This window comes from Mycetocola sp. (assembly GCF_025464835.1).
Taxonomy (GTDB): domain Bacteria; phylum Actinomycetota; class Actinomycetes; order Actinomycetales; family Microbacteriaceae; genus Mycetocola_A.
Genome location: NZ_JAODMP010000095.1, coordinates 1 through 16,834 on the forward strand (window position 1 = coordinate 1; position 16,834 = coordinate 16,834).

General features: G+C 64.4%; 19 protein-coding genes and 1 pseudogene. 4 read left to right on the top strand and 16 right to left on the bottom strand.

Features of this window, described 5'->3' with window-relative positions; genetic code table 11:
* A pseudogene (locus tag JWP90_RS11580) lies at nt 1-454 on the bottom strand (hypothetical protein); the annotation flags it as partial.
* A 138-nt stretch (nt 455-592) separates the two neighbouring features.
* Between JWP90_RS11580 and JWP90_RS11585 the strand changes: the two are divergent.
* Complete coding sequence (locus tag JWP90_RS11585) at nt 593-3,199, top strand: DUF4062 domain-containing protein (RefSeq protein ID WP_297364196.1); 2,607 nt, start codon at nt 593-595, stop codon at nt 3,197-3,199.
* Nucleotides 3,200-3,262: 63 nt separating this feature from the next.
* Here the strand turns inward: JWP90_RS11585 and JWP90_RS11590 are convergent, their stop codons facing one another.
* The 12 genes from JWP90_RS11590 to JWP90_RS11645 all read right to left on the bottom strand — a co-directional run bounded on the left by JWP90_RS11590 (nt 3,263) and on the right by JWP90_RS11645 (nt 10,811).
* A complete protein-coding gene (locus tag JWP90_RS11590) occupies nt 3,263-4,732 on the bottom strand; it encodes a family 16 glycosylhydrolase (protein WP_297364199.1) in 1,470 nt (489 codons plus the stop codon).
* A gap of 236 nt (nt 4,733-4,968) precedes the next feature.
* Complete coding sequence (locus tag JWP90_RS11595; RefSeq protein ID WP_090709364.1) at nt 4,969-5,292, bottom strand: DUF2469 domain-containing protein; 324 nt, start codon at nt 5,290-5,292, stop codon at nt 4,969-4,971.
* Nucleotides 5,293-5,304: 12 nt separating this feature from the next.
* The gene (locus tag JWP90_RS11600; protein ID WP_297364341.1) at nt 5,305-5,949 is read right to left on the bottom strand and encodes a ribonuclease HII; all 645 of its coding nucleotides are present in this window, start codon (nt 5,947-5,949) and stop codon (nt 5,305-5,307) included.
* Complete coding sequence (lepB, locus tag JWP90_RS11605; protein ID WP_297364206.1) at nt 5,949-6,701, bottom strand: signal peptidase I; 753 nt, start codon at nt 6,699-6,701, stop codon at nt 5,949-5,951. The genes JWP90_RS11600 and lepB overlap by 1 nt, the downstream gene beginning before the upstream one ends.
* A gap of 75 nt (nt 6,702-6,776) precedes the next feature.
* Nucleotides 6,777-7,124, bottom strand: a complete 348-nt coding sequence (rplS, locus tag JWP90_RS11610) for a 50S ribosomal protein L19 (protein ID WP_297364208.1) — start codon at nt 7,122-7,124, stop codon at nt 6,777-6,779.
* 173 nt (nt 7,125-7,297) lie between these two features.
* On the bottom strand, nt 7,298-7,795 hold the full coding sequence (locus tag JWP90_RS11615) for a hypothetical protein (protein ID WP_297364211.1): 498 nt from the start codon (nt 7,793-7,795) through the stop codon (nt 7,298-7,300).
* A 9-nt stretch (nt 7,796-7,804) separates the two neighbouring features.
* Complete coding sequence (gene trmD, locus JWP90_RS11620) at nt 7,805-8,539, bottom strand: tRNA (guanosine(37)-N1)-methyltransferase TrmD (protein ID WP_297364214.1); 735 nt, start codon at nt 8,537-8,539, stop codon at nt 7,805-7,807.
* A 31-nt stretch (nt 8,540-8,570) separates the two neighbouring features.
* Nucleotides 8,571-8,903: a cupin domain-containing protein gene (locus JWP90_RS11625; RefSeq protein WP_297364217.1), complete on the bottom strand. Its 333-nt coding sequence runs from the start codon at nt 8,901-8,903 to the stop codon at nt 8,571-8,573.
* A 55-nt stretch (nt 8,904-8,958) separates the two neighbouring features.
* Nucleotides 8,959-9,711, bottom strand: coding sequence for a ribosome maturation factor RimM (gene rimM, locus JWP90_RS11630; protein ID WP_297364220.1), 753 nt, complete (start codon nt 9,709-9,711; stop codon nt 8,959-8,961).
* Nucleotides 9,668-9,904, bottom strand: a complete 237-nt coding sequence (locus tag JWP90_RS11635; protein ID WP_090709355.1) for an RNA-binding protein — start codon at nt 9,902-9,904, stop codon at nt 9,668-9,670. The genes rimM and JWP90_RS11635 overlap by 44 nt, the downstream gene beginning before the upstream one ends.
* A 3-nt stretch (nt 9,905-9,907) precedes the next feature.
* Entirely contained in the window at nt 9,908-10,330 is a 423-nt protein-coding gene (rpsP, locus tag JWP90_RS11640) for a 30S ribosomal protein S16 (RefSeq protein WP_297364229.1), read from the bottom strand.
* Between the two features lie 292 nt (nt 10,331-10,622).
* Nucleotides 10,623-10,811 carry a hypothetical protein gene (locus tag JWP90_RS11645; RefSeq protein WP_367182719.1) on the bottom strand — a complete coding sequence of 63 codons (189 nt, stop codon included), beginning with the start codon at nt 10,809-10,811 and terminating at the stop codon, nt 10,623-10,625.
* A gap of 111 nt (nt 10,812-10,922) precedes the next feature.
* On the opposite strand from JWP90_RS11645, the gene JWP90_RS11650 reads away from it, so the two are divergent.
* Complete coding sequence (locus JWP90_RS11650) at nt 10,923-12,071, top strand: glutamate--cysteine ligase (protein ID WP_297364343.1); 1,149 nt, start codon at nt 10,923-10,925, stop codon at nt 12,069-12,071.
* Between the two features lie 34 nt (nt 12,072-12,105).
* Here JWP90_RS11650 and ffh read toward each other — a convergent pair whose 3' ends face one another.
* Nucleotides 12,106-13,677 (bottom strand): signal recognition particle protein, encoded by a 1,572-nt coding sequence (gene ffh / locus JWP90_RS11655; protein WP_297364231.1) that lies wholly within the window; start codon nt 13,675-13,677, stop codon nt 12,106-12,108.
* A gap of 103 nt (nt 13,678-13,780) precedes the next feature.
* Here ffh and lipB point away from each other — a divergent pair, with 103 nt between their 5' ends.
* Nucleotides 13,781-14,431, top strand: a complete 651-nt coding sequence (gene lipB, locus JWP90_RS11660; protein ID WP_297364234.1) for a lipoyl(octanoyl) transferase LipB — start codon at nt 13,781-13,783, stop codon at nt 14,429-14,431.
* The gene (gene lipA, locus JWP90_RS11665; RefSeq protein WP_297364238.1) at nt 14,428-15,447 is read left to right on the top strand and encodes a lipoyl synthase; all 1,020 of its coding nucleotides are present in this window, start codon (nt 14,428-14,430) and stop codon (nt 15,445-15,447) included. The genes lipB and lipA overlap by 4 nt, the downstream gene beginning before the upstream one ends.
* Here lipA and JWP90_RS11670 read toward each other — a convergent pair.
* Both JWP90_RS11670 and ftsY read right to left on the bottom strand, forming a co-directional pair.
* Nucleotides 15,440-15,937 (bottom strand): DUF2004 domain-containing protein, encoded by a 498-nt coding sequence (locus JWP90_RS11670; RefSeq protein WP_297364241.1) that lies wholly within the window; start codon nt 15,935-15,937, stop codon nt 15,440-15,442. The genes lipA and JWP90_RS11670 overlap by 8 nt on opposite strands.
* Complete coding sequence (ftsY, locus tag JWP90_RS11675; RefSeq protein ID WP_297364244.1) at nt 15,937-16,812, bottom strand: signal recognition particle-docking protein FtsY; 876 nt, start codon at nt 16,810-16,812, stop codon at nt 15,937-15,939. Before ftsY ends, JWP90_RS11670 begins: the two co-directional genes overlap by 1 nt.
* Between the last annotated feature and the right edge of the window lie 22 nt (nt 16,813-16,834).

Here is a 16,834-nt window from a genome sequence, read left to right on the forward strand (position 1 = left end):
GGTGGTCGTTGTCCTTGCAGGTGATCGGAGCGGCTTCCTTGCGAGCGGTGATGGTCAACAGACCGCCGGATACCTTGACGTTCTCCGGACGATCCACCAAGCAGGCGACTTCTTTGTTTCCGTCGCCGTAGGTGGACCTGTCGTCGACATTCCAGGCGTCACGGTTGATCACTGTTCCGTTGAACTCGTCCGACCGGGCCAGGTTCCAGCCGGCAGGCGCTCCGGCTGGCGCTGGGGCGACTGCGGAGGCCGGTTGTGCCGCAGGGGCGACCGCGGATGCCGCAGCGGAGGTTTCGGTCAGGGCCACATCGTCGATGACGATCGAGCTGCGGGGCGCAAGGCTGGCGCCGTCGACGTTCACGTCCAGCGACGTACCTGTCCTGGTTGCTGTGAAGCTGGTGGTGATCTGTCGTGCGCGCCGCAGGGGGGCTTTTCGCCCGTGCGATGGTTTCACGCCGGCCATCCGACCTCAAATCGACACCCCGTTCGGGGTATTTCACAGGTTCACCCGGCCCGTGAACGCCGTCGGAAAACTGAGCGGTGCAGAGCTGAGGCCTAGACCGCAGGCCTTCGATTCGGCAGACTTTGCTCCATGACGCACACCACGGGTGCGATCCGAACACCCGACCACAGGTTGCGAGTCTTCGTCAGCTCCACCCTGAAGGAGCTCGCCCTCGAGAGAAAGTTCGCGCGCCTCGCGATCGAACGTCTCCACCTCGCGCCCGTCATGTTCGAGCTCGGCGCCCGCCCGCATCCGCCGCGAGACCTCTACCGGTCGTACCTGGCACAAAGTGACGTCTTCGTGGGCCTCTACGCGGAACGGTACGGCTGGGTGGCCCCTGGCGAGACGGTCTCCGGCCTCGAAGACGAGTACAACCTGGCATCAGACCTACCGAAACTCATCTACATCCGCGAGCCGGCACTGCAGCGGGAGGACCGGCTCGTCGAACTGCTCAACCGGGTGCGAGACGACGACAAGGCGGCGTTCAAGACGTTCACGACGCCGCAGGAGTTGCGAAAGCTGCTGGAGGCCGACCTTGCCACCCTCCTCGCTGAACGGTTCGACCAGAGCCGGACAGCGCCCATCGACACCACCACGACACCCGTCATCCTTCCCGAGCGCACGACTGCTCTGCCAGCGGCGCTGACGGAACTCATCGGCCGGGATACAGAGCTCGACGCGGTCGACACCCTGTTGAAGAGAGACTCGGTCCGCCTCGTCAGCCTGATCGGGTCCGGTGGGATCGGCAAGACCCGGCTCGCCGTCGAAGTGGCGAACCGGGCAGGAGGAGCAGCGGGTCCCGACCTGGAGATCACCTTCGTCGATCTGTCGTCCGTGCACGATGCCGCGCTCGTGCCCAACGCGATCGCGGAAGCACTCGGGGTGCTCGACACCGGTGATGAGCCCCTACTCGTCAAGCTGAAGACGGCGCTCCGCCAGCGCCGCATGCTCATTGTGATCGACAATTTCGAGCAGGTTCTCGCCGCCGCCCCGACGCTGATCTCGCTCCTGGCTGTCGCACCTGGGGTGAAATTCCTCGTCACCAGTCGCTCACTGCTGCGGGTGACCGGTGAACACGCCGTGGAGGTCGGCTCGCTTGCCCTGCCAGACACGGCGCGCAACCTCGAGACGATGACGGCGATGCAGTCACCATCGGTGGCCCTCTTCGTCGAACGGGCCCGCGCGGTCAAACCGGATTTCGGGGTGACGCCCGAGAACGTCGACGCCATCGCCGCGATCTGCATCGCGCTCGATGGAGTTCCTCTTGCCCTCGAACTCGCTGCGGCGAGAATCCGGATGCTTCCCCCCGCCGCGATCCTTGCCAGACTCGACCGGCGCCTGTCGCTCCTCTCGGGAGGCGCGCGGGATCTGCCGCTCCGCCAGCAGGCGCTGCGCAGCACTATCGAGTGGAGCACGCAACTTCTCGGCGCCGATGAGAAACGGCTGCTGGCACGGTTGGGAGTCTTCGCCGGTGGATTCTCCCTCGACGCCGTGGAGTCGGTGGCGGGTGACGGATCGGATGCCGGCGCAGACACAATGACGGCACTGAGCGTTCTCGTCGACACCAGTCTCGTGCGTGAACTTGACCGCGGCGACCGCCCCTACTATTCGATGCTGGCTACCGTGAGGGAGTATGCGCTCGAACAGCTGGAGGCCTCAGGCGAGCTCGACGCCGCCAGGGCCGCCCACGCCCGTTACTTCCTCGGTCTGGCCGAGTCCATGGAGGACGATCTCGAAGGCTCGGGACAGCACGATGTCATCGCGCTGCTCAACGACGACCGCGACAATCTGCGGGCGACCGCACGCTACTTCCTCGATTCGAACGACATGGTTACCCTCGCCCGATTCACGTGGTGTCTCCTCATCTACTGGTGGGTGGGCGGGCTGCTCGGCGAAGTTCGCGCGTGGATGGACGAGGTGCTCGCATCCCGGGAACCGCTGCCCGAACGCACCAGGGCGATCGCGCTGTACTTCACCCGGTCGATCACGCTCTGGCACGAAGCCAACGACCGAGTGATTCCCGGGCTCACTGAAAGCGTCGAACTCTTCCATCGCATCGATGATCGGGTCGGCGAGGGATTCGCCCTCATCTTTCTTGCCCTGGCTCTGGTGGCCGACCGGCGCCCTGACACCGATCGGGCCGAACAGTTTCTATCCCGAAGCGTGCAGCTGCTGCGGAACGCCGGGTACCGGTGGGGCGAGGCGATGGCGCTCGTCACGCTGGGGCGGCTTGCGCTCATCCAGAACGCCGTCCCGGATGCGATCGAACACTTCGAGCAGAGCCTCACGCTCACCCGGAAAGGGCACGACGACCTCGGAACCACGGTCGCGCTCCAGCACCTGGGATGGGCCCAGTTCGTCAACGGGAAAACCGTCGACTCACGCCAGCTTTTCGAGGAGAGCCTGGCGACGGCCGCTCACATCGGGCACGCCGAAGGCGTCGTCTACGGGCTGGAAGGTCTCACAGCGATCGCAGCGGCCGGGCGCCAGTTGAAGCGTGCAGGACGGCTGCTCCACGCTGCGGACGAACTGCGGAAGCAGACGGGCCTCTACGGCGCCAACCGGTTCTCGTTCCACGAGCGGTACCTGGCTCCGCTTCTCGCCGGGGAAGACCGGGAGGCTCTCGAGAAGGTCCGAAAGGATGGCGACGCCCTCTCAGCTGACGAAGCCGTCGGCTACGCCCTGCACCAAGAGTGACGCGTCTCGTTCCTCGTCGAGCACAGTTCATCGGGCACCACGCCCGCGGAGTCAGCCCCGGATTCAATCAGACGTGGGGTGATGAACTGATTCGAGTTCTCGCTGGTACACCCGCACGTAGTCGACGTGGAACGCCGCAGGGAAAACGGTGTCTTCAGTCGGTGACCCGGGCCAACTGCCACCGACAGCGAGGTTGAGACGCATGTAGAACTTGTCGACGAAGGTTTCGTCGAGCCACGAGGTGGTGGACGAGTTGCGCTCGTACGTCTTCACGCCGTCAACGAACCACGTGATGGAGCCGGGCTCCCACTCGACCGCGTAGCTGTGGAATCCGCCTGCGGTGGTACCGGAAGGCAGGTCATAACCGGTGCTCTGCTTCGGACGCGTTCCCGCATAGTCGTAGTGAATGGTCTGCTTGATGCGATTGGCCTTGAAGGGATCGTCTTTGCCTGTTCCGACGGCTTCGAGGATGTCGATTTCACCGTTACTTCCGCTCGAGGGGCGCAGCCAGAATGCCGGCCAGAGCCCCTTGGAGGTGCCTTGCGTGAGCGGCGTCCTGGCCCTGATCTCGAAGCGGCCGTATTCGAAGTCCACCTTGTTCTTGGTGGTGAGCATGCCAGAGGTGTAGGAACGACCGTCCGGGAAACGCCTGTCGTTGTCCGAGCACGGGTATGGAGTGGCTTCCTCCCTTGCCATGATGCTCAGCACGCCCTCGGAGACTTTGACGTTCTCCGGACGATCCATCAAGCAGGACAGTTCCTCGTTCCCATCGCCGTACGTCGAGTTGTTTTCTACGTTCCACGCGTTCCGGTCGATCGATGTTCCGTTGAACTCGTCCGCCCAGGCCAGATGCCAACCATCGGCTTCCGGGCCCGGTTCTGGAGCAGGCGTCCGTGCCGGAGACCGGCCAGGTGCCGGAGTCGAATCCGCTGCGGGAGCCCGGCCCGATGCTACCGAGGAGGTGTCGACCAGGGTCACATCGTCAACGACGACCCCTTCTCCCGGAGCCAGGCGGGAGCTGACATGAACGTCCAGGGTGGTGCCAGTCCTGGTGGCCGTGTAACGGGTGGTGATTGGCGTCCAGGCGGTGTCTGCTCGCCATTGGAACGACTGCTCGCTGTCGATCACGTGGAAGGAAGCGTCCTCTTCGAGCAGTCGCAGGAGAACTCCCTGGCCGGCTCCTTCGACCTGGACCCAGGCCGTGGCCTCATAAGTGTGCCCCGCTACCAGGGCGGAACCCGAGTTGACGCTGTCGTTGAGCGTCACGGTGGTTGCTGCGCCGGAATCGTTGGTCATTCGAACGCCTTCACTGTTGTTCCGGCCGTCCGGGGTCGCTGCGAGGCGAGCGTTCTTCCCGGTCTGCCAACCCGTCGTTCCCGCAGAGAAGTCCCCATTGACCACCGAGACAGTCGACGGCCGGGTGGTGATCCCGGTCAGCGCCAACCCACCGACGGCACCGACGGCAGCCAGGGCTGCGGCGGCTACGGCGAATCTGACCCTGCGCTTCGCGGCGACATGACGTACTGCCGACATGCATCCTCCTCACCGGGGACGGGCCGGACGCGATCAGGCAAGGTGTGCGTGATCGCCAGGGTAGCGTTGCGGGCACACGCAGGGTAGCCGTCCGGCCGACAAGCTTCATTGCGCTTGTGAGATAATCTCACGTTGACTCCCGGATCCCAAGCGATCCGCTCTTACAGGGCGCTTTTACAGGCGAGAATCCCGGGTGCCATCAACGAAAACCTGGAGCGCGGGGAAACGCGCGGGAGCTACTCGTCGAGCGCGAGTTCCTTCGGGAGTTCGAAGTCGCGGGTGGAGAGCTCTTCGATGTTGACGTCCTTGAATGTCAGCACGCGTACGGACTTCACGAAGCGGTCGGACCGGTAGACGTCCCAGACCCAGACATCGTTCATCGTGATCTCGAAATAGAAGTCGTGCTCCGTGTCGCGACGGACCAGGTCGACTCCGTTGGCGAGGTAGAACCGTCGCTCCGTTTCGATCACATACTTGAACTGCGACACGACGTCGCGGTACTCCCGATACAGGGCAAGCTCGACCTCGCGGTCGTAGTCCTCGAACTCGTCTTCTTCCATGGTGCATCCATCCTACGCGTAGGCGCCGAGCCAGCTTTTCCTGTGCAGGGAGGTCACGCCGAGCGACCTGATGGCTTGCATGTGGACTTCGCTGCCGTAGCCTTTGTTACCGCTCCAGCCGTAACCGGGCGACACCATGTCAGAGGCGATCATCATGTTGTCGCGGTGTACTTTGGCGAGAACGGATGCCGCCGCAACTGACACACAATCCCGGTCCGCTTTGACCCGCGTCCGCACATCGAGCGGACTGGCCAGGAACGGATTGAGATAGTCCGAGTTGCCGTCAAGCAGGATCACACTGGCGGCGATGTCAACGCCCTGCTGATGGAGCAGCCGCAGGGCGCGCTTACCGGCGAGCCCGAGGCAGTGAATGATGCCCAGTTCATCGACCTCGCGCGCGTCGGCGAGCCCGACCGCCGAGGAGAGGACCCACTCACTGACGAGCGGTGCGAGATCGACCCGGCGCTTTTCGCTGAGCAGCTTGGAGTCCCGCAGACCGTCAGGGTGCGGCCCGCAATCCGGAGCGAGAACCGCCATGCCGACGGCGACCGGGCCGGCGAGTGCTCCACGGCCGACCTCGTCGCATCCGATCACGTAACGGGCTCCGGCACCGAAGAACTCGCGTTCGACCGCGTCGGTGGGATCAGACACGGCCATCATTTCACCGGCTCCGCATCGGGCACCCCAGCGAAAACCTCAGGGAAGTTCTCGAGCCAGCCCCAGTGCACCGTCGGCCAGCTGATGACGAAGGCGCGGCCGACGACGTTGTCGACGGGGACGAAGCCGTTACCGGGCTGTTCGCGGTTGTACCTGGAGTCGCGGGAGTTGTAGCGGTTGTCCCCCATCACCCACAGCGAGTTCTCCGGGACGACGACGTCGAACGGATCCTTGGAGACGTCCGTCGTGCCGGGTTGGAGTGTGACGTACGGCTCGGCAAGCGGCACATCGTTGACACTCATCTGGCCAAGAGCGTTACAGCACACCACATGGTCGCCTGGCAGCCCGATCAGCCGCTTGATGAGGTGGTCATCGCTGTCGGAGGCAGACAGTCCGACGAGCGAGAGTACCCAGTCGGCAGCAACGGTGAGCGGAGGAGCGTCGGGTTCGGGGCTCAGCGGCAACCAGCCGCCCGGGTCCCGGAACACGATGACATCGCCGCGCTCGAGCTCGACCAGGTCAGGGACGAGCTCGTTCACGAGGATCCGGTCGTCGACCTGCAGGGTCTCTTCCATCGACGCGGAGGGGATGTAGAACGACCGGACGAGGAAAGTCTTGACGAGGAACGACACGAGAAGCGCCACCACGAAGATGACCAGAATGTCGCGTAGGAAAAGCAGCGCCCCTTTTTGCCGGGAACGCCCTTGGGTGTCAGCGGATACGTCGTCCGCCGGCATTGTTGTTTCTGTCATTTAACCGCCCGAGCTCCCCACCAGTTTATCGGTGGGGAGCTCGGGGTCTGTTCACTTCGAACGGATCTGCGGGACTTAGTTGTCGCGCTTTTCCTTGATCTTGGCCTTCTTGCCGCGCAGTTCGCGGAGGAAGTACAGCTTGGCGCGACGGACATCACCGCGGGTGATGACCTCGATCTGCTCGATCACCGGGGAGTGAACCGGGAACTTACGCTCCACACCCACACCGAAGCTGACCTTGCGGACGGCGAACGTCTCGCGGACACCCTCGCCCTGGCGGCCGATGACGACGCCCTGGAAGATCTGGACACGAGAACGGTTGCCCTCAATGATGTTGACGTGCACCTTGACGGTGTCGCCGGCACGGAATGCGGGGATGTCGGACTTGAGGGATGCTGCATCGACACTGTCGAGGATGTGCATGATAGTTCGCTCTCTGTAACCGCCACAGGTCGACTACGAATTCAGGGATGATGGGGTGTGTCCGTCGCCCCGAGAAATCGAGGCAGTGGCGCTGGCTCCCCTGTGGCAGAGTCTGGCCGCGGCACAATCGTCTATTCTGCCATGAACGGCAGGCCGCACGCAAAAGCGCCCGTTCAGTCCTTCGGCGGAATCTGTGCTTCCTTGATCACGATCAGCTCTTCGCCGTCCCGGGCGAGCGGAGCATTCGGTCGCATGCGCGGCCGGGTGGCGATCCGCTCGAACTCAGCCATGGTCTGCTTCGCACGCTTCTTCGCATCCGTGAAGAACTCCCAGGAGACGACCCAGATCGCGGCAATGCCTGCGAGCACGCCGACGACGGCGAAGAGGTTGGAGGACGGACCGAAGAGCCCGAAGCCGATCACACAGGCCTGCCAGAGGCTGAGCACACCGACGTCGAGCCAGGAAACCGCTTTCGCACGGCGCACCGCCGGTCGCGCCCAGATCAGCCCGGCCACGATGAGCATCGTGACGAAGAGGACCGGCATGACGATCATGAGGACGAGGAACTCCCACCCGCCGCCACCGAAGATGCCCCAGCCGACAAGCGGCCAGATCGGCAGCGCGACCGCCGCGATGAACATCCAGGTGCGAAACGCCCGACGAAGAATCATGGCCCCAGCCTACGACCGGGTGCTGGGAGATTCCCGCTTCTGGCCCGCCTGCTCGAGAAGATCGGGGCGCACGCGCCGGGTTCGTTCCAGTTGCTGCTCATGGCGCCACGCCGCGATGGCGCCATGGTTTCCGCTGAGCAGGATCGGCGGAACGTCGAGGCCGCGCCATGACGACGGTTTGGTGTAGCTCGGCGCCTCAAGCAGCCCGTCCTCGTGCGATTCCTCCACGAGAGAGTGCGGGTTGCCGACGACACCGGGAATCAGGCGGCCGATCGCCTCGACCATCGCCATCACAGCGACCTCTCCCCCATTCAGCACGTAGTCGCCGAGGCTGACGAGTCGCACGCGCGCACGGGTCGCGGTGTGGTCGAACACCCGCTGGTCGATGCCCTCGTACCGTCCACAGCCGAACACGAGATGCGGCTCGGTGGCGAGTTCGCGCGCCATCTCCTGGCTGAAAACCTCGCCGGCTGGAGACGGGAAGATGACCAGGGGTCCGGCATCCGGCTCTGTGCCGGCGTCGAGGATGCCGTCGAGGCTGTCGCCCCATGGCTCAGGCTTCATCACCATGCCCGCGCCCCCGCCGTACGGGGTGTCGTCGACGGTCCGGTGACGGTCCGAGGTGGCGTCTCGCAGGTTGTGCACGCCCAGTTCGATGATCCCGGCCTGTCGCGCCTTGCCGAGCAGCGAGATGTCCAGCACATCGAAGAACTCGGGAAAAATCGTGACGATGTCAATGCGCATGCTAGAAATCCTAGGCGGATGCGCGTGGTCGTCAGACCGACTTCACCACGGTGAGCAACACGACGGAGTCCTCATCTGCCTCGAGGCTGTGGACCGCTTCGGGGATGGTGAGGAGGTCCCCGATCCATCCACCCCAGCTGTCCTTCCCGGCGACCAGCCGGACCCGGCCGACGAGTACCTGGATCGTTGCTTCGCCTGGACTCTCATGCTCGGAGAGCCGCTCGCCAGCTTTCAGCGCGATCAGAGTCTGCCGAAGCGCGTGCTCGTGGCCGCCGTAGATCGTCCGGGAGCTTCGGCCGCTCGACGCGGTCAGCGCCGACTCGAGTTCGGTGCGGGCCAGGGCGGTGAGTGATGTCTTCTGCACGGCGACTCTTTTCTCGTTCCAACCACTCTACGAGACGAAGGGAGCCGGCGATCGGTCAGTCGGCCTTGTCGCTCTCCGGCGACGGGGACTTCTCGTTCACACCGGAATCCGACGCATCCGGCTCGTCGGCGTCGGCGTCGGCGTCGGCGTCGGCGGCGACGCCCGGGTCAGCGGATTCGGGAACCGACACGTCGGCATCCGGCTCTTCGTCTTCCTCCGGGAGCTCTTCGAAGAGCCCGACGGGAGGGGTCACGGTGACGATTCCGCTCTGGATGTCGACAGCGGGAACAATTGCCTTGACGAACGGGACCATCACTTCACCGGTCGCCGTGGCGACGATGAGCAGGTCCTGCGCCGGGAAGTGGTCGACACGTGCGACGGTGCCGACTCTCTCGCCGTCGCGGTGCACAGCCAATCCCACGAGCTGGTGGTCGTACCAGGCGTCCTCTTCAAGGGATGCCTCTGAAGAGTCCTGTTCGATCCACAGGATCGCTTTCACGAGGGTTTCCGCCTGCGATCGGTCGGACACGCCAGCGAAGAATCCCACCGGGTGGCCGTTGTACCAGCGCAACTCGGTCAGGGTGAGGGTTTTCCCGTGCCAGGGCGATCCGGTCGGGACCTGGAGCGTGAAAACGGCCCCTGGCACGAACCGACGTGCCGGGTCGTCGGTGAAAAGCTCGAGTTTGATGGCTCCCTTGAGCCCGTGGGCTTTGGTGAGCCGTCCGACCCGGAGCTGGGTCTTCGGCGTTTCGGCGGTACTCACTTCAGGAATCGGTGTCGACGACGTCGACGCGAACGCGGCGACCATCGGCGAGGGCGGAGACGAGTGTGCGGAGTGCCTTTGCCGTGCGGCCCGAGCGGCCGATCACACGGCCGAGGTCCTCGGGGTTCACGCGAACCTCGAGGACCTCACCGCGTGGTGAGCTCTGCGCTACGACGGTCACGTCGTCCGGATTGTCAACAATCCCCTTGACGAGGTGTTCGAGAGCAGGTGCGAGCAATTGTTACGCCTTGTCTTCTTCAACGGCCGGAGCCGCCTCGGTCTCAGCCGGAGCTTCTTCCTTCACCGCGGGCTTTTCGGCCTTCGGCTTGAGGACGGGCTTCTTCTTCTCGTCTGCAACGAAAGGAACCTTGGGCTCCTTCGACCTGACGGTGGAGACGGCGTCCTTGTCACCCTTGAACTTGCCCCAGTCGCCCGTGAGCTTGAGGATGGCTTCGACCTGCGGGGTCGGCTGGGCGCCGACGGACAGCCAGTACTGTGCACGCTCCGACTTGACCTCGATGAACGAGGGCTCCTCGGTCGGGTGGTACTGGCCGATTTCCTCGATGACGCGGCCGTCACGCTTGGTGCGTGAGTCGGCGACGACGATGCGGTAGTACGGTGCGCGGATCTTGCCCAGGCGCTTCAAACGAATCTTGACAGACACAATTCTCCTGAAAGTTATTTGTTGTGTGATTGTGCTCGTCACCGGCTGCGTGGGGGCACACTCGGTCCGAAAGCTCTTATTGCTGCAGCGCCTGATTAGAGGGTCGGGCAAGTGCAGACTCGACTAACCATTCTGTCAGATAATCAGAGCCCGTGTGACCAGCTCCCGGTACGGATTTCACGACGAGACGCTGTGCCTCCACGCGAGCCACCGACGAACCGCTGCGATGTCTCGGTGCGGACCGCTGAGGCCGAGCGTGAACATGCTCGTGCTGAGCGCAAGCAGTTCCTCGTCAGCTGCCTCTGGTGTGCTCCGCCCAGGTACCGACCATGGTCGACGACTCGAAATGCATCCCGTTACGGTCGCCGCTCAACGGAAAGAAGTGATCCCAGTCGACGGGGATGTCGACACCCAGGTCTTCGCGCTGGGCGACGGTGTCGCGGATGGCTGGGTACGGGGCGTGCTGCGGGGCGATCTGCACGCCGATGCGAACAGGGCGGTTCTGCGCTGACGACGTTGCATCAGCCTGAGCCCGACGTGGAAGGATGAAACAGTGCCGAGCGGATGTCCGGCGGAAGCGGGGAACACGATCATGGGCATCGACTTCGCGAGGTCAGAGCGTTCAACGGTTGGCATCGAGTGGGAGCTCGCCCTCGTGGACCGCGACAGCGGGGACCTCGTGTCCGCGGCCGACGAAGTCCTCACCGCCCTTTGCCAGAGCGACGGATCGCCTCACCCGTACATCACCGGCGAACTGCTGCTGAACACGGTCGAGCTCGTGAGCTCCGTCCACACGACGGTTGCTGGCGCTGTCCGCGACCTCGACGGCCAGTTGCAGGAGTTGCGCGGCGTCACACACGGACGTGGCATCGACATCATCGGCAGCGGATCGCATCCGTTCGGCCAGTGGTACGACCAGCCGGTGGCCAACAAGGAGCGTTACCACAAGCTCATCGAGCGGACGCGGTGGTGGGGCAGGAACATGATGATCTGGGGCGTGCACGTGCACGTCGGCATCGAGGACCGCGACAAGGTCATGCCCATCCTCAACGCAATGCTCAGCTACATCCCGCACCTGCAGGCCCTCTCGGCGTCGAGTCCGTACTGGAGCGGCGTCGACACGGGATACGCGTCGAACCGTTCGCTCATGTTCCAGCAGCTGCCCACCGCCGGCCTGCCGTACCAGCTGCCCGACTGGGCGGCTTTCGAGGATTACGTCGCGGACATGACGAAGCCCGGCATCATCGACGATTACACGGAGGTGCGCTGGGACATCCGCCCGTCGCCACACTGGGGAACCATCGAGGTCCGGTTCTGTGACGGGGCGTCGACGCACCGGGAACTCGCGGCTGTCGCCGCGTTGATTCACTGCCTGGTGGAGCACCTGTCCACGCGAATCGACGAGGGCCAGCCTCTTCTCGTGCTGCAGCCCTGGTACGTGCGGGAGAACAAGTGGAGAGCGGCTCGTTACGGGCTCGACGCGAAAGTCATCCTCGACAACGCAGGCAACGAACGCCCGGTGACCGACGACATCCGGAACCTTCTTGTCACGCTTGCCCCGATCGCCGGGCGGCTGGGTTGCTCCGAGGAACTCGCCTCGATCGGGGAAATCCTCGATGAGGGGGCAAGCTACTCACGACAGCTCCGGGTCGCGGCGGCGAACAGCGGCGACCTCAGTGCGGTCGTGAAGGCGCTTGCCCGGGAACTGCGCGACGGATCGAAAGCCGTCCTCGACCTCTAATCGCGTCGGCCCGACATCCGTCAGCCGGCGATGATCAGCGACCGAGGAACTTCTGCAGGCTGGCGAGTTCTTCCTCGCTCGGCGCTGCGGTGCCTCCGGCACCAGCTGCGCCACCGAGTCCGAACCCGCCGCCGCTCGCGGCACCCGCAGGCTTGACGCCTGACGCCAGCGCCGCGTTCTCGGTGGCCCGCTTCGCCGGGTTGCCCGACTTCGAACCCTTCTTCTTCGGCTGCTGCTTGCGCGAACTGTTGCCGCCTCCACCGCCGGGGATAGGCCCCATGCCCGGAATTTGCGGAACCCCGCCCTTCGCAACGGTCTTCATCATCTTCGCGGCCTGCTCGAACCGGTTCACGAGGGCGTTCACCTCGGTGACCGTCGAACCGGACCCGCGGGCGATGCGCAGGCGCCTCGAACCGTTGAGCAACTTCGAGTTGCGTCGCTCGGCGAGGGTCATCGACTGGATGATCGCCTCGGTGCGGACGATCTCACGCTCGTCGAAGGCGTCGAGCTGCTGCTTCATCTGCCCCATGCCGGGGAGCATGCCCATCATCTTCTTGATGGAGCCCATGTTCCGCAGCTGCTGCATCTGCTTGAGGAAGTCTTCGAGGGTGAAGCTGTCGGTCGAGAACTTCTCGGCCATCGCCATGGCTTCTTCTTCATCGAAAGCGGCCTGGGCCTGCTCGATGAGGGTAAGGATGTCACCGAGGTCGAGGATACGGCTGGCCATCCGGTCGGGGTGGAACGGCTCGAAGTCGTCGAGTCCCTCCCCGGTCGAAGCGAAAATGATGGGACGGCCGGTGACGGATGCCACGGACAGCGCCGCGCCACCGCGGGCGTCACCGTCGAGCTTGGTGAGCACGACACCGGTGAAGTCGACGCCGTCCTGGAACGCCTTCGCCGTGGCGACGGCATCCTGACCGATCATCGCGTCGATGACGAAGAGGACCTCATCAGGGTTCACGGCGTTGCGGATGTTCGACGCCTGCTTCATCAGCTCGGCGTCGACGCCCAGGCGGCCGGCGGTGTCGACGATGACGGTGTCGTATTGCTTCGTGCGGGCGTAGACGATCGAGTCCTTCGCCACACGTACCGGGTCGCCGACACCGTTTCCCGGCTCAGGGGCATACACAGCGACACCGGCCTGCTGGGCGACGACGCTGAGCTGGGTGACGGCGTTGGGGCGCTGAAGGTCGGCGGCGACGAGCAGCGGCGTGTGGCCTTCTTTGGCCAGCCACTTCGCGAGCTTGCCTGCGAGGGTCGTCTTACCTGCACCCTGGAGACCGGCGAGCATGATGACGGTCGGCGGGTTCTTCGCGAACTCGAGCCTGCGCTGCTGCCCGCCGAGGATGGCGACGAGTTCGTCGTTGACGATTTGCACCACCTGCTGCGCCGGGTTGAGTGCTTTGTTGACCTCGTCACCGAGGGCGCGTTCACGGACTTTGCCGGTGAAGTCCTTGACCACGTCGAGCGCGACGTCGGCCTCGAGCAGGGCGCGGCGAATCTCGCGTACGGTCCCGTCGACGTCTGACGCCGACAACGAACCCTTCTTGCGGAGATTCTTGAAGGTCTCGGAGAGCCGGTCTGAGAGGTTTCCAAAAGTAGCCATTTGGTTCCCAGTTTACCGAGGGTTCGGGCGGTGTCGCGCCGAGAGCATCCGACACGCGCAAATGTATTATTGGACTGAGTACAGTTAATACTAAACTTCCTCCATGACCGAAGTTCTCGTCGCCGGATTGGCGCCACAGTATCTGCCGTACATCGATGGATGGGAGCTCCAGAGACGAACCCACCGAAGGGTCGTCGACGGGTCAGGGCCCGACACGTTGATCCTGTGCGAGCACAGCGACGTCTTCACCGCCGGGCGGCGCACCTCAGCGAGCGAACGACCCAGCGACGGCACACCAGTGGTCGACGTCGATCGGGGCGGAAAGATCACCTGGCACGGGCCGGGCCAGCTCACCGGCTACCCGATCGTGCGGCTGCCCGAGCCTGTCGATGTGATCGAACACGTCCGCCGGCTCGAGCAGGTGATGATCGACGTCGTCGGACGCTTCGGCGTCGACGGCAGACGAATCGACGGCCGTTCCGGGGTGTGGGTGAGCGGCCCGGGCGGCGACAACAAGATCGGCGCCGTCGGCGTTCGGGTCGCCGACGGCGTTGCCATGCACGGATTCGCACTGAACTGCAGCAACTCCCTCGATCCGTTCAGTCGGATCGTGCCCTGCGGCATCACTGACGCCGGGGTCACCACTCTCAGCCTCGAAACGGGCAGGGAGATCACACCGGCGGATGTCCTCGACAGCCTCGTCTCGATCTTTCTCGCCGGCGCGATTCCCGTTGAGACCGAGGATGCGGCATGAGTGCCTGTGGCGCCGGCGTTCCCGGCCCGGCGCTCCCCGGCAACGGTCGTAAGTTACTTCGTCTCGAGGTGCGTAATGCGGCGACCCCGATCGAGAAGAAGCCGGATTGGATCAAGACAAAAGCGAGAATGGGCCCGGAGTACGTCCGCCTGCAGAACCTGGTGAAGGACGAAGGACTGCACACCGTCTGCCAGGAGGCTGCCTGCCCCAACATCTACGAATGCTGGGAGGACCGGGAGGCCACCTTCCTCATCGGCGGTTCCCAGTGCACAAGGCGGTGCGACTTCTGCCAGATCGACACTGGCAAGCCAGCCGACTACGACACTGACGAACCGCGGAGGGTCGCGGAATCCGTCGCGGCCATGCAGTTGCGGTACGCCACCGTCACCGGTGTCGCCCGCGACGACCTGCCCGACGAGGGAGCGTGGCTGCACGCCGAGACGGTGCGTCGCATCCACGCCGAGAATCCGGGGACGGGCGTCGAGATCCTCGCCACGGATTTCTCGGGTAACCCCGATCTGCTCGGCGAGGTCTTCTCCTCACGACCTGAGGTGTTCGCCCACAACGTCGAAACTGTGCCGAGGATCTTCAAGCGCATCCGTCCTGCGTTCACCTACGATCGCTCTCTGGGGGTCCTGTCCCAGGCCCGGGCGGCAAAGCTGATCACCAAGTCGAACCTCATCCTCGGCATGGGTGAGACCGAGGACGAGGTCGCTGAGGCGCTGCAAGACCTCCACGACGCCGGAACCGACATCATCACGATCACCCAGTACCTGCGGCCGACGCCGAGACACCTGCCCGTCGCCCGGTGGGTGCGACCGGAGGAGTTCGTCGCTTTCAAGCAGATGGCCGAGGAGATCGGGTTCCTCGGCGTGCTCGCCGGACCACTCGTGCGCTCGTCCTATCGTGCGGGCAGGCTGTGGGCGCAGTCGATGCACCGCAAAGGCCTCTCGCTTCCTGCCGGACTCGAGCATCTGGCGGATCCCGGCCTCGGCTTCGCGCAAGCGGTCAGCTGAGCAGTTCGATCCCGACAGATTCACCGCGCATCGACAGATACACGACGAGGGCGAGGTCAGAGTTGTCGGGGTCGAATGCGAACTCGAACGACGCGAATGGCGCACTCTCTCCCGCCTGGTGCGGCGACACGGCCACGCGGACGAGCTGCAGCGAACGGATGATGTCGACGTCGTTGTCGCCAGAGTGATCGACAAGGAGATCGACCAGGCTGTCGCCCGTCTCCTCGACGGTCTGCTCGATGAACTGGGTGACGTCTGAGTTGCGGTCATCGACGTCGGAGAGCATCGCCTCGCGAGCGCGCAGGTCGAGTCCCTCAAGCGAGCTGATAACGCCGGCCGCGTTGTCGAGGGCATCCGGAGACAGACTCACCCCGCCAGGGGCGCTCAGGGACACGTCGACGGCCTGATCGCCGACTTCGACGGATTCCGACCAGTAAAGGCCTCCGCTCGCATCGGTTTCAATAGCCCCGAAGAAGTCGTGTTCGATCATCAACCAACCAGTTTCTGTGCGAAGACGTGCGGGGTGAAACCGGTGAGGTCATTGATTCCCTCACCCTGGCCGACGAGCTTGATGGGGATGCCCGTGCGCTCTTGAACGGCGAGGACGAAGCCGCCGCGCGCCGATCCGTCGAGCTTCGTGAGCACGAGGCCGGTTACTCCGGCATGCTCGATGAACGCTTCAGCCTGGGCGAGGCCGTTCTGGCCGGTGGTGGCGTCGAGCACGAGGAGCACCTCCGAGATCGGCGCCTGTTTCTCGATGACGCGGCGGATCTTCGAGAGCTCGTCCATCAGTCCGCTCTTGGTCTGCAGCCGGCCGGCGGTATCGATGAGAACGATCTCGATGCCGTTGCGTTTGGCGTAGTCGACGGTCTGGAATGCCACGGATGCCGGGTCCTGGCCATGCTGCTGCGGCCGGATGATGTGCGCTCCCCCGCGTTCCGCCCAGGTGGCGAGTTGCTCGACGGCGGCGGCACGGAAAGTGTCTGCCGCGCCGACGACGACGCTGCGCCCGTATGTGCCGAGGAACTTCGAGAACTTGCCGATCGTCGTGGTCTTGCCGACGCCGTTGACCCCGACGACAAGCACGACGGCCGGGCGTTCGGAGAGCTTGAGCGTCGTGTCGTATTTCGAGAGCCGTTCCTCGATCGATTCGCGGAGCATCCGCTGGAGGTCGCGAGGGTCCGTGGTGCGGTATCGATCGACTTTCGCGTGGAGGTCGGCGAGTGTCGCTTCGGTGACGTCCGGGCCGAAGTCGGCGCTCAACAGGGCGTGTTCGAGGTCGTCCCACGTCGTCTCATCGATGGTGGGCTTCTGAAACATACCTCTGAGGGCGCCGGAGAGTGACCAGGGCGTGCGTTCTGCCATGAGCCCAGACTACCGAGAGTTG

Coding starts and splice junctions, on each gene's coding strand:
- JWP90_RS11585 (WP_297364196.1), top strand. CDS start 593: ATGACGCACACCACGGGTGCGATCCGAACACCCGACCACAGGTTGCGA.
- JWP90_RS11590 (WP_297364199.1), bottom strand. CDS start 4,732: ATGTCGGCAGTACGTCATGTCGCCGCGAAGCGCAGGGTCAGATTCGCC.
- JWP90_RS11595 (WP_090709364.1), bottom strand. CDS start 5,292: ATGGAAGAAGACGAGTTCGAGGACTACGACCGCGAGGTCGAGCTTGCC.
- JWP90_RS11600 (WP_297364341.1), bottom strand. CDS start 5,949: ATGGCCGTGTCTGATCCCACCGACGCGGTCGAACGCGAGTTCTTCGGT.
- lepB (WP_297364206.1), bottom strand. CDS start 6,701: ATGACAGAAACAACAATGCCGGCGGACGACGTATCCGCTGACACCCAA.
- rplS (WP_297364208.1), bottom strand. CDS start 7,124: ATGCACATCCTCGACAGTGTCGATGCAGCATCCCTCAAGTCCGACATC.
- JWP90_RS11615 (WP_297364211.1), bottom strand. CDS start 7,795: ATGATTCTTCGTCGGGCGTTTCGCACCTGGATGTTCATCGCGGCGGTC.
- trmD (WP_297364214.1), bottom strand. CDS start 8,539: ATGCGCATTGACATCGTCACGATTTTTCCCGAGTTCTTCGATGTGCTG.
- rimM (WP_297364220.1), bottom strand. CDS start 9,711: ATGGTCGCCGCGTTCGCGTCGACGTCGTCGACACCGATTCCTGAAGTG.
- JWP90_RS11650 (WP_297364343.1), top strand. CDS start 10,923: ATGGGCATCGACTTCGCGAGGTCAGAGCGTTCAACGGTTGGCATCGAG.
- ffh (WP_297364231.1), bottom strand. CDS start 13,677: ATGGCTACTTTTGGAAACCTCTCAGACCGGCTCTCCGAGACCTTCAAG.
- lipB (WP_297364234.1), top strand. CDS start 13,781: ATGACCGAAGTTCTCGTCGCCGGATTGGCGCCACAGTATCTGCCGTAC.
- lipA (WP_297364238.1), top strand. CDS start 14,428: ATGAGTGCCTGTGGCGCCGGCGTTCCCGGCCCGGCGCTCCCCGGCAAC.
- JWP90_RS11670 (WP_297364241.1), bottom strand. CDS start 15,937: ATGATCGAACACGACTTCTTCGGGGCTATTGAAACCGATGCGAGCGGA.
- ftsY (WP_297364244.1), bottom strand. CDS start 16,812: ATGGCAGAACGCACGCCCTGGTCACTCTCCGGCGCCCTCAGAGGTATG.